Genomic DNA, 17,654 nt, shown 5'->3' with positions numbered 1-17,654 from the left:
GCAGGCGTGAGAAGAGGGTAGGGGAAAGTGAAAAAGGCTGACAACCCTTGCCCGGAAGGCAAGGGCTGGAGGCGATTATTCCCCTTCGCCGGGGAATAAAAACGGGTTGATGGAGCTGCGGGCGAAGCCTTCCTGCTCCATGCGGGCATCTAACACCAGCGAGGCCAAATCGTCCGCGACCGGCTCGACGTTCGGGTCTTTTTCCTGATACAGGATCTTCAGGTAAGTGCCGCAGTCGCCGCAGCTTTCCGCTTTGATTGCCGCCTGCTCGTTATCCAGCGACCAGTAGTGTAAATCGCGGGTTTGCTCGCAGTTGCTGCATTTGACGCGCACCACATGCCACTCGGTTTCACACAGGTTGCAGTGCAGATAGCGCAACCCTTGCGTCGTGCCAATATGCACCATGCTGGAGACCGGCATTGATCCGCACACCGGGCAGAACTGGCGCTGTTCACCATATTCCGCGCGTGCTTTGCCGGGGATCAGGCTGGCCATTTGCGCCCAGTAAAGCGACAGCGCCGCCCAGATAAAAGGCGCTTTATCGCTGCTAACGGAGGCGAAATCAGCGGCAAACAGCGCGCTGGCCATCGCTTCCAGTTCCTGCGCAGAGGCTTTTTCCAGGTTCTCAATGACCGCCAGCGCCGGGCCGCTCATCTCCGGCTTCAGCTCGGCGATCAGCGAATGCAGCAGTTTGTGCCAGTGCGCATCGCGCGGCAGCACATGAATGTCCAGCGGCGGTTTGCCCTGTTCAGCGGCCTCTTTAATGCGCGCAGTCAGGTCGATGTGCAGGGGGTGGTCGTAAAGCACCACTTCCTGGGCATGGGCGATAAGCGCAGCAAAACGCAGATAATCACCCAGCGGGTTACTCTCTGCCAGCTCACGCAAACGCTCTGCGCGGCGGTTATAGAGATTTTTCAGTCTGGGGAATAATAACGGCGGAATAACTTCCGCCGTGCGTTTATCGCTCTTCTCCAGCTCATCTTGCGGGATTATGCGAATACTCATTCAGTCGATTTTTCCGTTGTCTTGCGAACTTCCCGGTACCAGCGCGGGTGATGTTTCTTCGCCCACGAACTGGTAACCCAGCCTTCCACCATTGCGGTTATCGTGCCTTTTACCCACAGGGCGGCGTAAATGTGCACCATAATAACCACAATTAACGCGACCGCGGCAAATGAATGCACCATCAACGCTAATCGGATCACCGGAATGGGAAACGCTGGCGCGAAGTAAGGGCGCCAGATAACCACGCCGCTTACCAGTAGCAACACCAGGAAAATAATCGCCGCCCAGAAAACACATTTCTGACCGAAATTATAGCGCCCGGTGTCACCCACTTCCTCATTGACGACGATCTTACGAATATTCTTCGCCCAAAAGATATCATCCCTATTGATGAGGTTATGGTGCCAGTAGCGGAAAAACATGATTATAAACGACGCGAACATCACCACGCCGACAAACGGATGGAGAATGCGCGCCAGCTGCGGCGTACCCAGAATCCCCATCAACCAGTTGAAGGAGGGGAAGAAAAACCCCAGCCCGCTCACCGCCGCCAGCACGAAGCAGAAGGCGGTGACCCAGTGGTTGATGCGCTCTGGCGCCGTGTAGCGCACGATGGTGTCACGTTTTTTCATTTGCGCACCTCGTCTTTCTCTTCATGCAGGTTATCGTCTTCCTCTTCTGCGCGGTTCGGACCGACACCGACATAATGGAAGATGCTGGCAGCGAAGGTCGCGGCAAAGCCGACCGCCGCAAGAGGTTTCCAGATACCTTTCCAGAACTTCACGGTAGAGCTGATTTCCGGGTTCTCTGGCAGGCCGTGATACAGATTCGGCTTGTCGGCATGATGCAGCACATACATCACGTGCGTACCGCCAACGCCTGCCGGATCGTACAGGCCAGCGTTGTCGTAACCACGGGTTTTCAGTTCCGCCACGCGCTCGCCGGCCAGCGTTTTCATATCCTCTTTAGAGCCAAAGTGGATAGCGCCGGTCGGGCAGGTTTTCACACACGCCGGTTCCTGGCCCACGGTCACGCGGTCAACACACAACGTACATTTGTAGACGCGGTTGTCTTCCGGGTTCATGCGCGGCACGTCGAACGGACAGCCGGCGATGCAGTAACCGCAGCCGATGCACTGTTCGGACTGGAAGTCGACAATGCCGTTGGCATACTGAATGATAGCCCCTTCTGACGGGCATGCTTTCAGACAGCCAGGATCGGCGCAGTGCATGCAGCCATCTTTACGGATCAGCCACTCCAGTTTGTCGTTCTGTTCCACTTCCGAGAAGCGCATGACCGTCCACGATTTGGCGGTCAAATCCGCCGGGTTGTCGTACACCCCGACGTTATGCCCCACCTCATCACGAATGTCGTTCCACTCGGAACAGGCCACCTGACAGGCTTTACAGCCAATACAGGTGGTGACGTCGATAAGCTTCGCCACTTCCTGCTGGTGATCCCGCGCCTGCGGCGCGGGAGTGAAACCATTAGTCGCGGAACGACGGATGATGTCTTGCGATTGATAAGCCATAAGTCGTCTCCGTTACACCTTTTCCACATTCACCAGGAACGCCTTAAACTCCGGCGTTTGGGTGTTCGCATCGCCGACAAACGGCGTTAACGTATTGGCGATAAAGCCTTTCTTCGCCACACCTTCATAACCCCAGTGGATAGGAATACCGATGGTATCGACTTCCTTACCGTGCACGTTGAGCGTGCGAATACGTTTGGTCACCACCGCTTTGGCTTTGATATAGCCACGGTTGGAGGAGACGCGCACCGTATCGCCCTGCGTGATGCCCAGCTTGTTCGCCAGTTTCTCGCCAATTTCCACAAACTGCTCCGGCTGCGCGATTGCGTTAAGCAGCGCGTGCTTGGTCCAGTAGTGGAAGTGCTCGGTTAAACGGTAAGTGGTACCGACATACGGGAACTTATCCGCTTTACCCATCGCTTCCAGATCGCCTTTAAACACGCGGGCGGCCGGGTTGGAAACCACTTTCGGGTGCAGCGGATTGGTGCCCAGCGGCGTTTCAAACGGCTCGTAATGTTCCGGGAACGGCCCTTCTGCCATCTTATCGAGCGCGAACAGGCGGCCCATGCCTTCCTGCTGCATGATAAACGGCCCAACATTGCTGCCAGGTGCGGCAGCGCTGTAGTCCGGAATATCCACCCCGCCCCATTTCGCACCGTCCCATTTCAGCAACTGACGCTTCGGATCCCACGGGTTGCCCTGCGGATCAGCGGAGGCGCGGTTATAGAGAATGCGGCGGTTAAGCGGCCATGCCCATGCCCAGCCCAGCGTATTGCCGAGGCCCGATGGGTCAGCGTTATCGCGGTTCGCCATCTGGTTGCCTTTCGGCGTCCAGCTTCCGGCGAAAATCCAGCAACCGCTTGCGGTGGTGCCGTCATCGCGCAGGTGAGCGAAGGTGCTCAGTTGCTCGCCTTTCTTCGCCAGCACGGTGCCGGTTGCCGGATCGATAATATCCGCCAGCGCTTTACCGTTGCTTTCCATGGCCACTTCTTCCGGCGACGGGTTTTCCGGCGTCGAGTAGTTCCAGGTCATGTTCAGCACCTGTTCCGGGTTGGCGCCGCCTTCTGCCGCGTACATTTTACGCATGCGCAGGAAGATGCCCGCCAGGATCTCGCCGTCGTTCAGCGCATCGCCCGGGGCGTCCGCGCCTTTCCAGTGCCACTGCAACCAGCGACCCGAGTTAACGATAGAACCGTTCTCTTCCGCGAAGCAGGTCGATGGCAGACGGAATACCTCGGTCTGAATTTTCGACGGATCGACGTCGTTAAATTCGCCGTGGTTCTGCCAGAAGTTCGAGGTTTCGGTATTGAGCGGGTCAATGGTCACCAGGAACTTCAGTTTCGACAGTGAGGCGACAACTTTATTTTTGTTCGGGAACGACGCTACCGGGTTAAAGCCCTGGCAGATATAGCCGTTGACCTTGCCCTGGTTCATCATGTCGAAGTACTGCAGGACGTCGTAACCCTTGTCCCACTTCGGCAGCCAGTCAAAGCCCCAGCTATTTTCCGCTGTCGCTTTGTCGCCAAAGAAGGATTTCATCATCGAAACGAAGAATTTCGGGTAGTTGCCCCAGTAGTTTACCTGGCCTTCCAGCAACGGTTTTGGCGTATTGGCGGTCAGATAGGTCTGGAGATCGGTCTGTTTTTCATTTGGCAGCGTCATATAGCCCGGCAGGCTTTGTGACAGCAGGCCAAGATCCGTCAGCCCCTGAATGTTGGAGTGACCGCGCAGGGCGTTCACGCCGCCGCCTGCCATCCCCATATTGCCCAGCAGCAGCTGAATCATCGCCATGGTGCGGATGTTCTGCGCGCCAACGGAGTGCTGCGTCCAGCCAAGTGCATACAGGAACGACGCGGTTTTATCACGGGCGCTGGTTTCGGCGATGTATTCACACACCTTCAGGAAATCCGCTTTTGGCGTCCCGCAGATGTCTTCCACCACGTCCGGCGTATAGCGGGAGACGTGCGCTTTCAGCAGGTTCCATACGCAACGCGGATGGGTGAGCGTGGTATCGCGTTTGGCGAAACCTTTCTCATCCAGTTCGTAGTTCCAGCTGGTTTTGTCGTATTTACGTTTTTCCGCGTCATAGCCGGTGAACAGGCCATCTTCGAAGCCAAAATCTTCACGCACGATAAGCGTGGCGTTGGTATAGGCCTCGGTGTATTCGCGCTGATATTTTTCGTTGGTCATCAGGTACAGCAACACGCCTGACAGGAAGGCGATGTCAGTACCGGAACGAATCGGCGCATAGAAATCCGCAACAGAGGCGGTACGCGTAAAGCGTGGATCGATAACAATCAGCTTCGCGCCATTGTGGATCTTGGCTTCCATCGCCCAGCGGAATCCCACCGGATGCGCTTCTGCCGCGTTCCCCCCCATCACAACGATAAGGTTGGCGTTTTTCATGTCGACCCAGTGGTTGGTCATCGCACCGCGACCAAAAGATGGAGCAAGACTTGCTACCGTTGGTCCGTGTCAGACACGCGCCTGGTTGTCGACGGCTAACATGCCGAGTGCGCGGGTAAATTTTTGCGTTAAATAGCCGGTTTCATTACTGGATGCGGATGCGCACAGCATCCCGGTGCTCAGCCAGCGGTTGACGGTCGTCCCTTCTGCGTTTTGCGCAATATAGTTGGCGTCACGATCCGCTTTCATTAATTTGGCGATGCGGGTAAAGGCTTCATCCCACGAAATTTGTTGCCACTTATCCGAGCCTGGTGCGCGGTATTCCGGGTATTTCAGGCGGCTTTCTGAGTGGATGAAATCCACCAGACCCGCGCCTTTCGGGCACAGCGCCCCACGGTTTACCGGATGATCGGGGTCACCCTCAATATGGAAGATTGACGCTTTGGCGTTTTTTGCTCCATCGCCGAGGCTGTACATCAACAGCCCACAGCCGACGGAACAATATGTGCAGGTATTCCGGGTTTCGCGGGTGCGCAGCAGCTTATACTGCCGTGTTTCCGCGAGCGCAACACTCGGGGCAAAGCCCAGCGCCGCTGCCGTGGTTCCTGCCATACCGCCAGCGCAGATCTTAAAGAACTGCCTTCTGCTGACCTGCATGGTTTGCTCCTGGTTCGACATTACTCTTATCGTTTTTTTCTTTGCGGTGCTTTTCGCAAAGGTTCAGAATTGCTGCTAATCCCTCATATCCTGGGGGATTAGCAACGAAGAATACCACAATGTAGGTATGCTTATTCTGACGTGAAGGATTCAGAACTGCTGCTATTCCCTCTTTTCCCCAAGGGATATGCGCGGAGAATACCATAATGTCGATACGCTTGTTCGATAACGGTTAAGACAAAGTGAACGATTTGCAGACAAAAAAGCACAAAAATGCAACATCAGTCACAGGAGCCCGCGAGGTTAGCCTGTGGAAACGCATTGATTTGCAACATGCCGTGCCGGATATGCTGGCGGAAGAAGTGCCTGTCGCGCTGGTGTACAACGGCATTTCGCATGTGGTGATGATGGCGTCACCCAAGGATCTTGAACTCTTCGCGATCGGCTTCTCCTTATCCGAAGGGATTATCGAAAACGCATCAGACATTTACGGGATGGATGTGGTCCCCTCCTGCAACGGCCTTGAAGTGCAAATTGAGCTCTCCAGCCGCCGTTTTATGGGGTTAAAAGAGCGGCGACGCGCGCTGGCCGGGCGCACCGGTTGCGGCGTATGTGGTGTCGAGCAGCTTAATGACATTGGCAAGCCCATCGCGCCGCTGCCTTTTACCCAAACCTTTGATTTACAGGCGCTGGATGCCGGTCTGGCGCACTTAACCGATTTTCAGCCTGTCGGGCAGCTCACCGGCTGCACGCACGCCGCCGCCTGGATGCTGCCATCCGGTGAGTTAGCGGGGGGGCATGAAGATGTCGGGCGTCATGTGGCGCTGGATAAGCTGCTTGGTCATCGCGCCCGTGAAGCGCAAACCTGGGCGAGCGGTGCGGTGCTGGTTTCCAGCCGCGCCAGCTATGAGATGGTGCAAAAGTCGGCCATGTGCGGTGTCGAAATCCTGTTTGCCGTCTCCGCCGCCACAACGCTGGCAGTGGAAGTGGCGCAGCGCTGTAACCTGACGCTGGTGGGTTTTTGCAAGCCAGGCAGGGCAACAATCTATACCCATCCGCAGCGATTAATGGGTGTATAGATTAGTCAAAAAAGTTGAATATTGAGAACAAATCCTTCCGCTTTTTGTTGTGAGTAAACAGGACTACTCTTTATTTCATCGAGGCACGGTGCCTCACTCCAACAAATTAACGTAAGGGTTTATATCATGAAAATCATCAAAACTTTTGTCGCAGTTATCGCCCTGGCTACTTCTTTTGGTTCTTTCGCTGCCCAGTCCGTGACCGCAACTGATTTAACGCTGAGCGGTGCTGAAGCAAAAATTGCGGCGCAGGCTCAACAGGCAGGTGCATCTTCTTACCAGATCACTGAAGCGTATACCGGCAACCAGGTTCACATGACCGCCGAACTGAACAAATAAGTCACGCTTCCCTGTCGAAAGAGCGCCTGCGGGCGCTTTTTTTTTGCTTTTTATCCAGCCTGCCGGGCGAGCCGCCAGTACGACACCAGCGTACTGAGAATGAAGGCGCTCTCCATGGCAACCGCTACGGGCGATCCGATCACCATATTATTCACCAGCCAGCAGCCGCTACCGCAGAGGGTGAGCCGCCGCATACTTTTTGCCGCCGGGTGAAAAGCGGCGCTGGTCATCAGCAGGCTACCGAGTAACGGTAAAACATCGGTGGGTTGCTGCCAGCTTAGCGCGCTGCACAGGCAGGTTGCGACAATAAACCCATTTTTCATTTTCCGCGCAGTCGTCATGATGGCGGTGAGATAACGGCATGCGGCCAGCGCCATCAAACTTGCGGCTACGGGCGCGTTCAGCAAGCAGAAATGTACCGCCAGCAGGCTGGTGGAGGCGGCAAGTATCGCCAGGGTTATCCGCCGGCGGGCAAACTGAAACGCCAGCAAATCAAAAATGAAAGAAAAGCCAGCCAGCATTTGCGACAGCCAAAAAGCGCTCATCATCGTTTCCTCTACGGTGTGATGAGGCGATGGTAGCGGCCTGGCGGCAGGCTTTCGTTAACCTTTGTTAAGGCGCGCGCGGATGCGCGACAGGCTCACCGGCGAGATGCCGATATAACTGGCGAGATCTTTTTGCGTTAATTGTGCTTCCCATGCGGGAAAATGGGTTTGCACATAGCGATAGCGTTGCTCCGGGTTATTGAGCAAAAACATCTGTTCCTTCTTCTCTTTAAATATCAGTTGCTGGCGCAGGAGCGCTATTTTTGCCACCTGATGTTCTTCTTTTTCCAGTAAACGCAGCGGTACTTCGCTGAGCACGCCTGGCGTCAGCATTTGCAGGCTGTAATCCGCCACGCTACCGGTTAGCCAACTGAGATAGAAAAAACAGCACTCACCGGGAAAATAAAACTCCTTCACGCGCTCGCTCCCTTCCGGCGAGTACCAGACCGCACGCGCAATACCTTCGTGCAGCACAAACATTTTTTGCTGGAGATCACCCTGTCTGAGCAGGGTTGTCGCCGGGCGGATTTGCACTGTTTTCTGACCGACAAGGAGGGGGGCTAACCAATCAGCTATCATGCAGATCTCTATTGTTCATTAATTTTGACAAAGAATGGCAAATCATTCCGCTTTTTGTTGTGAGCAAACAGAACTACTATTTATTTCATCGAGGCACGGTGCCTCACTCCAACAAATTAACGTAAGGGTTTATATCATGAAAAGCATCAAAACTTTTGTCGCAGTTATCGCCCTGGCTACTTCTTTTGGTTCTTTCGCTGCCCAGTCCGTGACCGCAACTGATTTAACGCTGAGCGGTGCTGAAGCAAAAATTGCGGCGCAGGCTCAACAGGCTGGCGCATCTTCTTACCAGATCACTGAAGCGTATACCGGCAACCAGGTTCACATGACCGCCGAACTGAACAAATAAGTCACGCTTTCCTGTCGAAAGAGCGCCTGCGGGCGCTTTTTTTATTTCTGCGATGGGATGATAGCGTATTATCGGGGATGTAGTTGTGTTCAGTAATTACCCAAAGTGTTTTAAAAATATCCCTATATTATTGAAATGCCCGATGGCATATAAGAAATGTCGTCGGGCATTATTATTATGGGTGATTTAAATTCACATTCTTATTATTACAGTGCGTTATCAATAATAATATTACGCGGTAAGCGAATTATTAATTATATGTGTAGTTAACAATAATCTGGCTTGACTGGCCATTGACTGTCACCATTCTACCGGTGCCATTTACGCGGGCATATAAACTGAACGGTTGGTTCGGTGCGAGATTATAAGGTGTGAAGTCAATATTACCTGAACGTGCATCAGAAATATCCCTACAGTTGTTACCGTTGTTATAGCATAAATAAACCTGCATTCCAGCCGGGTAGGAACTGTAAGCCCAGGTGTAATAAACCATGCCAACTTTACCAGTTGAAGGTGTTCCGGCTGTAATCGGGAACGTCTTGTTATACCATTGGTTTTTTACTGAGATTGATGGTGCAAGCATTGAGCCGATGGACGTGCCGCCCGTTGCAAATGCGCTTGAAGAGATAAACATTAAACCTGATAAAGCCAGCAGGATCGATTTCCGTTTCATTTAAAGCCTCATTAAAGAGTAAGCTAACTAATATCCATGATATTTAACTTAAATCATGGGAATTATTAAGTTGCCCTGCGTGAATACAAGGTAACTCAATAATTCTTATTTGTCAGCCATAATTTCCTTTTGCCCGTGGAAAACTAGATAATATATTTATTTTTGTCAACGTTTATTATTTAAATTAAGCGAGGCTTAATTGCTGTTTAATATTTAAATATCCGGGGTAAAGTATACGGAATACCTATCGGCGGATGTGGTTAATTCTTTAGGTGTCAATTTTGGTAGGTTTGGTTGAAATGAATCCATGGCAAAAAAGCTAAAGCTTTCGTTTTTCTGGCCGTTAATAGTGATATGTAGTTCACACCATATCCGTGTTCTTCAGGATGAATTATTGGCAAACATGGAACGGTTGCACGACTCAGGGATAAGCGAAACTCACCACACGACATCTGGCGCTGACTTGATACGCCTGGATTCGGTGACCTATTCCTACGCCGCCGGTACAGCGCGGCAGACTATCCTGCACAACATTTCGTTATCTATCCCCGCCGGGCAAAGTTGCGCCATTGTTGGCGCGTCTGGCTCGGGGAAAAGCACACTGCTCAATCTGCTGGGATTGCTTGATACGCCCACTTCCGGGCGCGTGATGTTTCATGGCGAAGATATGTCCCGCTGTGGCGCAGACGCCCGCGCGACGGCGCGTAATCACATCATTGGTTTTGTCTTTCAGAGCTTCAATTTACTGCCCCGGCTTACCGCGCTGGACAATGTTGCTTTGCCGCTGCTCTACCGCGGCGTGCTGCGCCATGAGGCACAGGACGCTGCCCGCAAACAGCTTCAGCGCGTTGGTTTAAGCGATCGCGCGCATCACCGTCCTGCGGATTTATCCGGCGGGCAGCGCCAGCGTGTGGCCATTGCCCGAGCGCTGGTTGGTGAACCGGCTTTGCTGCTCGCCGACGAACCCACCGGTAATCTTGATAGCCAAAACGCTGCTGACATTATTGACTTGTTGCTGGCATTGAATCGCGACAGCGGCACCACGCTGGTGCTGGTGACGCATGACAATTCCATTGCCCGCCGCATGTCGCGCTGTATTCAGGTGGCTGACGGGCGGATCAGCGAGGCAACGCATGTCTGATCTTCGTCTGCCCGCTGCAGTCCGCGTGTCTCAGCCTTCACGCTACGGAATGCCGTGGCTGCAACTTTTGCTGGAGTCGCTGGATAACCTGCGGCTGCTGGGTCGCCGCGCGGTGCTGGCGCTATTAGGTATCGCGGTGGGCTGCGCGGCGGTGGTGGCGTTGCTCAACATTGGCTACAACGCCGAACGTGAAGCGATGAGCATCTTTCGCGGTATGGGTAGTGAGCTGCTGGTGGCTAACATTCAGCAGCCTGTCGGTTCCGGCCGAAAACCACTGGTTGCGCCGGCCGATCTGGATATCGATACCTTGCATCAACGCATCCCGGAAATTGACGCCGCCTCTGCGCTCGTCCCCAGTAACACGCAAGCACGTTTTAATGGCCGAACGGCGGCGGCAACGCTGGTCGGAAGCGGCGCTGAACTGCCTTCTGTTCTGCGGTTGCAACTGGAACAGGGCCGCTTTTTGAGCCGCTTTGATGCGCAGAGCACCTACGCCGTTCTCGGGGCGAATGTCGCCGCACAATGGGCTCAGCCCGACCGCCCTGTACTACTCGGCGACCGCATCCAGATTGACGGTTATCTCTTTGAGATAGTCGGTATTCTGCGCCCGCAAGGGCCAAACCCGATCATTCCGGTCTCCGTGGATGATGCCATTTTGCTGCCGATTACCGGTATGCGCCGGGTAATCAGTTTTCCGCAAATAACGGGCGTAGCGGTGCGCAGTCGCAATGGTGAAGAACTGGAGCGCATCGCGCCCCGGCTACAGGCGTGGCTCAGCGAAAAAATGCCCGGCTTCGAGGTCAATGTGCAGGTTCCTCAGCAGTTGCTGGAAGGCATTGAGCAGCAGTCGCGCCTGTTTTCCTGGTTGCTCGCCGGACTTGGCGGTATCTCGCTGTTGGTCGGCGGGGTGGGCGTGATGAATGTGATGGTGATGAATGTGTCGGAGCGTCGCCGGGAGATTGGTGTGCGCATGGCGCTGGGCGCGCGTCCGCGCGATATCGCGATGCTCTTTTTGCTGGAAGCGATTGTCTTAGCCACCGTTGGCGCGCTGCTTGGCGCGGCGGCGGGGTTGGCGGCGGCGTGGCTGTTTGTCTGGTTTTCCGGCTGGTCTGATTTTGCCTTATCCGCCGCTGCGTTGCCGCTGGGCATTGGCAGCGCCATTGTTATCGGGCTGTTTTTTGGCTTATCTCCCGCACTGGCGGCGTCCCGGCTGGAGCCGGTGGAGGCGCTGCGCGATGCGTAAACATGTCTGGCTGTGGTTACTGGCAAGCCTGATTGTTTGCCCGGCGCGTGCTGAAATGCCGGTGAACCCTTCCCATGCCACGCGAGACGGCGAGACGGCGCGTATTGCCCTGAAAGGCGACAGTATCGATCTCACACTGAGCGATGCCATCTATCTCGGGCTGCGTGATAACCGCGCTATTCGTAGCGCGTATCTCGACAGGGTTGCGCAGAAATTTGACCTGCGCGTGGCCGAAGATCGCTTCACGCCAAAACTGGTGCTCTCCGGCAATTATCTCTCCACGCGTAACCAGGACGACCGCTACCGGCAGGGAAACCTGACGCCGGGTTCCACGCTGCTCACCCCGTACGGCACGCGCGTTAGCCTCGGCTGGACATATCAGCACACCGACGCCAACGTGGCGGGGTTATCCCACAACGACGGGGCGAACTTTTCTGTTATTCAGCCGTTGCTGCGCGGCGCGGGTAAAGATATTGCCACCGCGCCGGTTCGCCTTGCGCAGATGACCGAGCAAATCAACCGCCTGAATTTGAAGTCCACCGTTTCGCAGACGATCACCCAAATTATCACCGCTTACCGCGATCTGTTGCTGGCGCAGGAGCAGTTAAAGATTGCTCAGGATTCGCTGGCGCGGGCGCGCCAGTTGGTGGAAGTGAACCAGGCGATGATCAGCGCCGGGCGCATGGCGGAGTTTGAAATTGTGCAAACCGAAGCCGAAGTGGCCTCACAAGAGCTGTCGCATGAAGAGGCGCGAAACCGGGTGGATATGGCGCGGCTGGCGCTGTTGCAACTGCTGGCGTTGGATCTGCATGCGCCAATCGTCGCGACCGAAGCGCTACAGGCAAAGCCTGTCGAGGTGCAGGCCGATCGCGCACTGAAACAGGCGGAGGCGTCGCAGCCCGCTTACCTGGCGCAGCTGCTTGTTGGCGAACAGGCTGCGATTAACCTCGCCGTCGCCCGTAATGACCGGCTGTGGGATGTTTCGTTGGTTGGCGGCGCGACACAGCAGTGTAACCGTGCGGCGCGAGGTGATGGCGCGCGCAACTGGGATAACTATGTTGGGGTTCAGGTGGAGATCCCTATCGGCGACATGACCGCCCGGCAGGCGGAAGTGCAAGCGCAGGTTAATGTGAAGAACCAGCAAATCCAGCTGGCGGAAGCGCACCAGCAGCTTGACCGTGACGTAACCAACGCCGTGCGCGATATGGGAACCCGCTGGCGGCAGTTTGAGATAGCCCAACGCGCGCGGGATTTGTCACGCCGAAAACTGGAAATTGAACGGGAAAAACTGACCGCTGGCCGCTCCAGCAACTTCCAGGTGCTGAGCTTTGAAAACGATCTTCGCAACGCGGAAAACGCCAGGCTAAATGCGCTTATCAGCTATTTGAATGCGCAGGCCGGGCTCGATCAAACGCTGGGAACCACGCTGCAAAGTTGGGATATTTCGCTCAATGATTAAATTTCTTATGCAAAAGCAACGCCTGCTTTTACTGCTGACACTTGCGGTAGTGGCTGGCGGCTCGCTCTTATGGTGGGTTGTCGCACGCGAACCGGAGAGTGGCGCTGCGCAGGAGATCTGGCTGCCGGTTCAGCCGCAGCGGCTTGAAAACCAACTGGGGCTGGTGGGGCGTATCCAGGCGGCCCGCCAGCAAACCCTTGCCGCGCCGTTTGACGGGGTGATCCGCGAAATCGCGGTTCACGAAGGGCAACGCGTTGAAAAGGGGCAAGTGCTGATAGTGCTCGATCCCGGACAGATTGAAATCCAACTTCGTCAGGCGCAGGCGGAGCTTTTGAAAGCGCAAAAAGAGGTGGCGCTGTTTCGCAACTGGAGCAGCAGCCCGGATGTTTCGCGCGCCAGACGCCTGGTGCAGACTGCGCGCGCGACGCTTTCCAATACGCAGGCCAATCTTCGCGATACTACTGCGCTTTTTAAGCGCGGGATTGTCGCCCGTATGGAAGTCGATGCGCTGGCGCAGCAGGCACAAGCGCAGCAGCAGGATCTGGCTGCCGCGCAGGAAGAGTTACAAACGATGGAAGCGCGGGGTAAAGGCGAGGACAGCAAAATTGCCGATATGGAACTGACAAATGCGCAGGCCCGCTACGCTGCGCTGAAGGCGCAGGTGGAACGGCAAACGTTACGTGCGCCCTATGCCGGTTTTATCATGCGCCCGGTCGCAACGGATAGCGGTAAACCGGTTACCCTCCAGCCGGGGTTGTCGGTGAGCCAGGGCGCGGCGTTATTGACGGTGACGGGGCTGGACACGATGCAGGTAGTGACCCGCGTCGAGGAAGCGGATCTCCACCAGTTAAAAGAGGGGATGCCGGTCAACATCACCGGTGAAGGGTTTGCCGGAAAAACGCTCAGCGGGCAGATCCGCGAAATTGGCGTTCAGAGCAGCGCGGCAGAGACGCAGGGCGCTTATTACGATGTCACTGTGTCGGTAGATACGCCGCTGGCGGATTTACAGCAAGATATTCGGCTGGGAATGAGCGCCCGGCTGGCGGTGATCACCTGGCAAAACGAACACGGTATTGCGGTGCCCGCTCAGGCGTTACATATCGATCCGCAATCCGGGGCGCGCTGGGTGCTCTGGCGAGCCTCGTCCGGTGAGACACCGCGCAAAGTGGTGGTCACCATCGGGCAGGCGGTGGCGCAGGGGGTGGAAATCCACGGGATTGACGCGGGGGAAGTACGCGTTGAAATGGGCGCGCAGGGCAGTTCGGCTAACCCTGTTCCCGTGAGTATCCATTAACACACCCGTTTCTTATGCGATTCCGGCAAGGCGCAGCAGCGCGGTGACGACCGCAGCGGAGAGGATCACCACAATCAGCGGCATTTTGCGCCAGGCGAGAAACAGCGCGAAAAGCACGCCCAGTACGCGTGCCATGCCAGCGAAATGCCCGCCTTCATAGAGCATTGATGCCAGCGCGACCGCGAAAAGCAGGGTGGTAGCCGCATCCGACAGCAGTGCCTGCGAATGCTCGGAAAGCGCCAGCCGGCTGCCGAGTTTTGCGCCGCCAAGGCGCATCAAATAGGTGCCGATAGAAAGGATGGCGATACCGCCAATAATGAGCGCGACGCTGGCCATTATTTCTTCCTCGTCAGTAAGCCAAGTAAAGAGAGCAGCACTGGTAATCCCACCGGCGCAAAAGGAACGGCGGCGAGCGACAGTACCGCGCCGCTCGAGGCGCGAATCAGCGTGGTGCGCTTTTTCAGCGCTGGCAATACCAGCGCCAGCAAAATTGCCGGGAAAACCGCATCCAGACCGATGGTTTCCGGTGCGGGCAGCAATTTACCCACCGCTGCCCCTACCAGTACGCCAGCGGGCCACAATAACGCGACACCTAAACCGCACAGCCAGTAAGCAGCTTTACGCTGCTCGGCGGTGGATTGTGATAAGCCGAACACGACGCTTTCATCATTCATGATGTGGCAGCCGAGAAAAGTGGCCGCACGTTGTCCTACCAGCTCACGCACCGTGACGCCAAAAGGGATATGGCGAGCGTTAACTAACAGACCCGCCAGAGCCGCAGCCAGCGGATTGCCGCCGCTGGCGACAATACCGATAAACATAAACTCGGATGCGCCAGCCAGCACCAGGGTGGAGAGCGCCAGCGGCACCCATAAAGGAAAGCCGTAAGCCATGGCCAGCGATCCATACGAGACGCCGACAACGCCCACGGCCAGGCAGACCAGAAAAATAGCTTTTACGGTGTCGCCCTTCAGCGAGGCGAAGTGTCTGGTGAACATCTCTCTTTACCCATATCGAACGTTTATCCATTATAATGAACACACCAGAATCGTTTTTCAACAAGAACGATTCGTTCGATTAAATGAACAATGGGGTGTTTATGACACAGCCAATTAGCATCATTGCCAAAAGTCTGGTGCGTGAGCGACTGCGAACCGGGCTTTCGCTGGCGGAGATTGCCCGCCGGGCGGGTATCGCCAAATCCACGCTTTCACAACTGGAAGCGGGTAACGGTAATCCTAGTCTGGAAACGCTCTGGGCGCTGTGTGTCGCGCTCGACATTCCCTTTGCGCGCCTGCTGGAACCGCAAAAACCCACCACGCAGGTTATTCGTCGTGGCGAAGGCACGAAAGTGATTGCCGAAGAGGCAAATTACCAGGCGATATTGCTTGCTGCCTGCCCGCCCGGTGCACGACGCGATATCTACTTGTTGCTGACTCAGCCAGGCGCCGATCGGATCTCGCATCCTCACCCGACAGGTTCAGTGGAGCACATTATTGTGACACAAGGGCGGGCTCTGGTCGGGCTGACGGAAGCGCCAGAAGAGTTAGGCGAAGGGGATTACATTTGTTATCCGGCGGACAGAGAACATATCTTTAAAGCACTCGAAGCCGATACACAGGCTATTCTGGTGGCTGAACAAAATTAACCCGCTTTAATTCCACCCGGCAATAATAAAAACGGATAAAGATAACAGAGAGTGGGACAATTTAATTGTTCCCTTTGCTTTTTGTGTTTTATTTGGGATTTTTCACTTCATTTTTTCTGGTGAATATTCTGATTAAATACCTATTTTAATTAATTAATTGATCTTTTTAAGTCGTTAATTAATTACGTATCGCGCTGTTTTTTATGGCTTTTTGTTTATTGGTGTATTGCTTTTGTGAATATTAAAAGCAATGTTATCAATTGCTTGTATGTTATAGCTTGGTTCCATTTAATGCTCTCTTTTAATACCTTTACATAAATATTATCCCAGTGTAATTTACTCGCGAAATCAAAATGATTGGATATATATCAATCATATTCATTGGAGTTGTTAATATAAGGAGCGAGGCGAGTTTATGCACAAGTTAGTAAATATTTTTGCCGCAACAGCTATTTTGTCATTGAGCAGTTCTGCTTTTGCCGCGACATCAAATAACACCGTGCGTTTTATGGGTGAAGTTAGCGAACAGACCTGTGATATCAATATTAATGGTAGCAGCACATCTCCGATTGTACTTTTACCTACCGTCAGTGACAGTCAATTAGCGTCTTCCGGTTCAACGACAGGTGATACGCCGTTCACCGTAACGCTTTCTGGCTGTGGCGGCACGCAAGCATCTAATGCCGGAATTGTTTTTGTTGCCAACGATATTGATGGTACGAATTTGAAAAATACCGCGACCACTTCAGCAGCAACGAATGTTGCGATTCAGCTGATGGACGGTTCGAATGCGATGGACTTTACGGGAAATAAAGCCCAAACCTCGACGCAATCTGTCGGCGGGGCCAATACTACCGTAACCTATGACCTGGCAGCACGTTATTACGCGACCGGGCAGGCAACACCTGGCGCTGTTGAAGCACAAGCGCAATTTGCTGTGACTTATCAATAATCTTTCTTAAAGCGCTGCATTATGCAGCGCTTCTATGCGGCTTATATCTGTATGTCGAAATATATATCACTGACAGCATTATTATTTTTTATTATCGGAAATGCTTGCGCCAGTGTGACGATGGTCGGGACGCGCATTATTTATCCTGCTGACATAAAAGAAAAGGGATTAGCTTTTACTAATACGGGTAATGAACCTGTTTTAGTGCAAGTCTGGGCGGATAAAAATAATCCTCAGTCGACACCGGAAACGGCTGATGCGCCGTTTCTTGTGATGCCGTCGATTTTCCGTATTAATCCAGCTACTGAACACACATTACGGCTGAAATTTACCGGAGCACAACTTCCTCAGGATCGAGAATCTCTTTTTTGGTTGAATTTTCTGCAATATCCGGCAAAGAAAACATCTGAACGTGGGCAGAACAGTTTAACCATGCTGATAAAAAGCCGACTGAAAATTTTTTACCGCCCCGACGGGGTTACAGGAGATGCTAACCATTCTCTCGACAATGTAAAAGTGACATTACATGGTCAAACTGTCGAAGTGAATAATACGAGTGCTTACCATATTTCTGTGATTAGCGCTTTTACTGAAGAACGGGGAAAGAAACATCCAATAAACTTCAAGGGAATGATATCTCCACGCTCCATTACGCAGTGGACTCTCCCAACTGCTGGTGGGGATAAATTAACGATTAATGCATTAAATGATTATGGTGGAGTATTTAGCAAGTCGTATTCTTTAGTTAAATAAA

General features: G+C 54.0%; 19 protein-coding genes. 10 read left to right on the top strand and 9 right to left on the bottom strand.

The window, feature by feature from the left end; genetic code table 11:
- Positions 1–75: 75 nt before the first annotated feature.
- From fdhE to fdnG, 4 genes are read right to left on the bottom strand one after another with little or no spacing between them, the layout of a single operon-like run.
- Positions 76–1,005, bottom strand: coding sequence for a formate dehydrogenase accessory protein FdhE (gene fdhE / locus AAIG26_RS21365; protein ID WP_020455895.1), 930 nt, complete (start codon positions 1,003–1,005; stop codon positions 76–78).
- The gene (gene fdoI / locus AAIG26_RS21360; RefSeq protein WP_017459690.1) at positions 1,002–1,637 is read right to left on the bottom strand and encodes a formate dehydrogenase cytochrome b556 subunit; all 636 of its coding nucleotides are present in this window, start codon (positions 1,635–1,637) and stop codon (positions 1,002–1,004) included. Before fdoI ends, fdhE begins: the two co-directional genes overlap by 4 nt.
- Positions 1,634–2,536, bottom strand: coding sequence for a formate dehydrogenase subunit beta (gene fdxH / locus AAIG26_RS21355; RefSeq protein ID WP_017459689.1), 903 nt, complete (start codon positions 2,534–2,536; stop codon positions 1,634–1,636). The genes fdoI and fdxH overlap by 4 nt, the downstream gene beginning before the upstream one ends.
- A 12-nt stretch (positions 2,537–2,548) precedes the next feature.
- Entirely contained in the window at positions 2,549–5,599 is a 3,051-nt protein-coding gene (gene fdnG / locus AAIG26_RS21350) for a formate dehydrogenase-N subunit alpha (RefSeq protein WP_147271697.1), read from the bottom strand.
- A 242-nt stretch (positions 5,600–5,841) separates the two neighbouring features.
- Here fdnG and fdhD point away from each other — a divergent pair, with 242 nt between their 5' ends.
- A complete protein-coding gene (fdhD, locus tag AAIG26_RS21345) occupies positions 5,842–6,678 on the top strand; it encodes a formate dehydrogenase accessory sulfurtransferase FdhD (RefSeq protein WP_343181422.1) in 837 nt (278 codons plus the stop codon).
- A gap of 126 nt (positions 6,679–6,804) precedes the next feature.
- Positions 6,805–7,017 (top strand): YdgH/BhsA/McbA-like domain containing protein, encoded by a 213-nt coding sequence (locus AAIG26_RS21340; protein ID WP_343181421.1) that lies wholly within the window; start codon positions 6,805–6,807, stop codon positions 7,015–7,017.
- A gap of 50 nt (positions 7,018–7,067) precedes the next feature.
- On the opposite strand, the gene AAIG26_RS21335 is transcribed toward AAIG26_RS21340, so the two are convergent.
- Both AAIG26_RS21335 and AAIG26_RS21330 read right to left on the bottom strand, forming a co-directional pair.
- The gene (locus tag AAIG26_RS21335) at positions 7,068–7,565 is read right to left on the bottom strand and encodes a YgjV family protein (protein ID WP_343181420.1); all 498 of its coding nucleotides are present in this window, start codon (positions 7,563–7,565) and stop codon (positions 7,068–7,070) included.
- 54 nt (positions 7,566–7,619) lie between these two features.
- Positions 7,620–8,141, bottom strand: coding sequence for a Crp/Fnr family transcriptional regulator (locus AAIG26_RS21330; protein ID WP_343181419.1), 522 nt, complete (start codon positions 8,139–8,141; stop codon positions 7,620–7,622).
- Positions 8,142–8,277: 136 nt separating this feature from the next.
- Between AAIG26_RS21330 and AAIG26_RS21325 the strand changes: the two genes are divergently transcribed.
- Entirely contained in the window at positions 8,278–8,490 is a 213-nt protein-coding gene (locus AAIG26_RS21325; RefSeq protein WP_017460122.1) for a YdgH/BhsA/McbA-like domain containing protein, read from the top strand.
- 250 nt (positions 8,491–8,740) lie between these two features.
- On the opposite strand, the gene AAIG26_RS21320 is transcribed toward AAIG26_RS21325, so the two are convergent.
- On the bottom strand, positions 8,741–9,163 hold the full coding sequence (locus AAIG26_RS21320; protein ID WP_082071798.1) for a flagellar protein FlhE: 423 nt from the start codon (positions 9,161–9,163) through the stop codon (positions 8,741–8,743).
- Between the two features lie 403 nt (positions 9,164–9,566).
- Here AAIG26_RS21320 and AAIG26_RS21315 point away from each other — a divergent pair, with 403 nt between their 5' ends.
- Genes AAIG26_RS21315 through AAIG26_RS21300 form a run of 4 tightly spaced genes read left to right on the top strand, consistent with a single transcriptional unit; the run spans position 9,567 to position 14,300 of the window.
- Complete coding sequence (locus AAIG26_RS21315; RefSeq protein WP_240528456.1) at positions 9,567–10,304, top strand: ABC transporter ATP-binding protein; 738 nt, start codon at positions 9,567–9,569, stop codon at positions 10,302–10,304.
- The gene (locus AAIG26_RS21310) at positions 10,297–11,547 is read left to right on the top strand and encodes an ABC transporter permease (RefSeq protein WP_343181418.1); all 1,251 of its coding nucleotides are present in this window, start codon (positions 10,297–10,299) and stop codon (positions 11,545–11,547) included. The genes AAIG26_RS21315 and AAIG26_RS21310 overlap by 8 nt, the downstream gene beginning before the upstream one ends.
- The gene (locus AAIG26_RS21305) at positions 11,540–13,006 is read left to right on the top strand and encodes a TolC family protein (RefSeq protein ID WP_343181417.1); all 1,467 of its coding nucleotides are present in this window, start codon (positions 11,540–11,542) and stop codon (positions 13,004–13,006) included. Before AAIG26_RS21310 ends, AAIG26_RS21305 begins: the two co-directional genes overlap by 8 nt.
- Complete coding sequence (locus tag AAIG26_RS21300) at positions 12,999–14,300, top strand: HlyD family efflux transporter periplasmic adaptor subunit (RefSeq protein ID WP_343181416.1); 1,302 nt, start codon at positions 12,999–13,001, stop codon at positions 14,298–14,300. Before AAIG26_RS21305 ends, AAIG26_RS21300 begins: the two co-directional genes overlap by 8 nt.
- 12 nt (positions 14,301–14,312) lie before the next feature.
- Here the strand turns inward: AAIG26_RS21300 and AAIG26_RS21295 are convergent, their stop codons facing one another.
- The gene (locus AAIG26_RS21295) at positions 14,313–14,636 is read right to left on the bottom strand and encodes an AzlD domain-containing protein (protein WP_017459679.1); all 324 of its coding nucleotides are present in this window, start codon (positions 14,634–14,636) and stop codon (positions 14,313–14,315) included.
- Complete coding sequence (locus tag AAIG26_RS21290) at positions 14,636–15,298, bottom strand: AzlC family ABC transporter permease (RefSeq protein WP_045512381.1); 663 nt, start codon at positions 15,296–15,298, stop codon at positions 14,636–14,638. Before AAIG26_RS21290 ends, AAIG26_RS21295 begins: the two co-directional genes overlap by 1 nt.
- A 101-nt stretch (positions 15,299–15,399) precedes the next feature.
- Between AAIG26_RS21290 and AAIG26_RS21285 the strand changes: the two genes are divergently transcribed.
- The 3 genes from AAIG26_RS21285 to AAIG26_RS21275 all read left to right on the top strand — a co-directional run bounded on the left by AAIG26_RS21285 (position 15,400) and on the right by AAIG26_RS21275 (position 17,653).
- The gene (locus AAIG26_RS21285) at positions 15,400–15,948 is read left to right on the top strand and encodes an XRE family transcriptional regulator (protein ID WP_044489536.1); all 549 of its coding nucleotides are present in this window, start codon (positions 15,400–15,402) and stop codon (positions 15,946–15,948) included.
- A gap of 415 nt (positions 15,949–16,363) precedes the next feature.
- Positions 16,364–16,900, top strand: a complete 537-nt coding sequence (locus tag AAIG26_RS21280) for a fimbrial protein (RefSeq protein ID WP_020455906.1) — start codon at positions 16,364–16,366, stop codon at positions 16,898–16,900.
- Positions 16,901–16,921: 21 nt separating this feature from the next.
- The gene (locus AAIG26_RS21275; protein WP_343181415.1) at positions 16,922–17,653 is read left to right on the top strand and encodes a molecular chaperone; all 732 of its coding nucleotides are present in this window, start codon (positions 16,922–16,924) and stop codon (positions 17,651–17,653) included.
- Position 17,654 lies beyond the last annotated feature (1 nt).

Source organism: Kosakonia sp. PSU_27, assembly GCF_039409795.1.
Classification (GTDB): Bacteria; Pseudomonadota; Gammaproteobacteria; order Enterobacterales; family Enterobacteriaceae; genus Kosakonia.
Note: the sequence above shows the minus strand (reverse complement) of the source record. Positions and strands in the feature narration are given on the sequence as shown.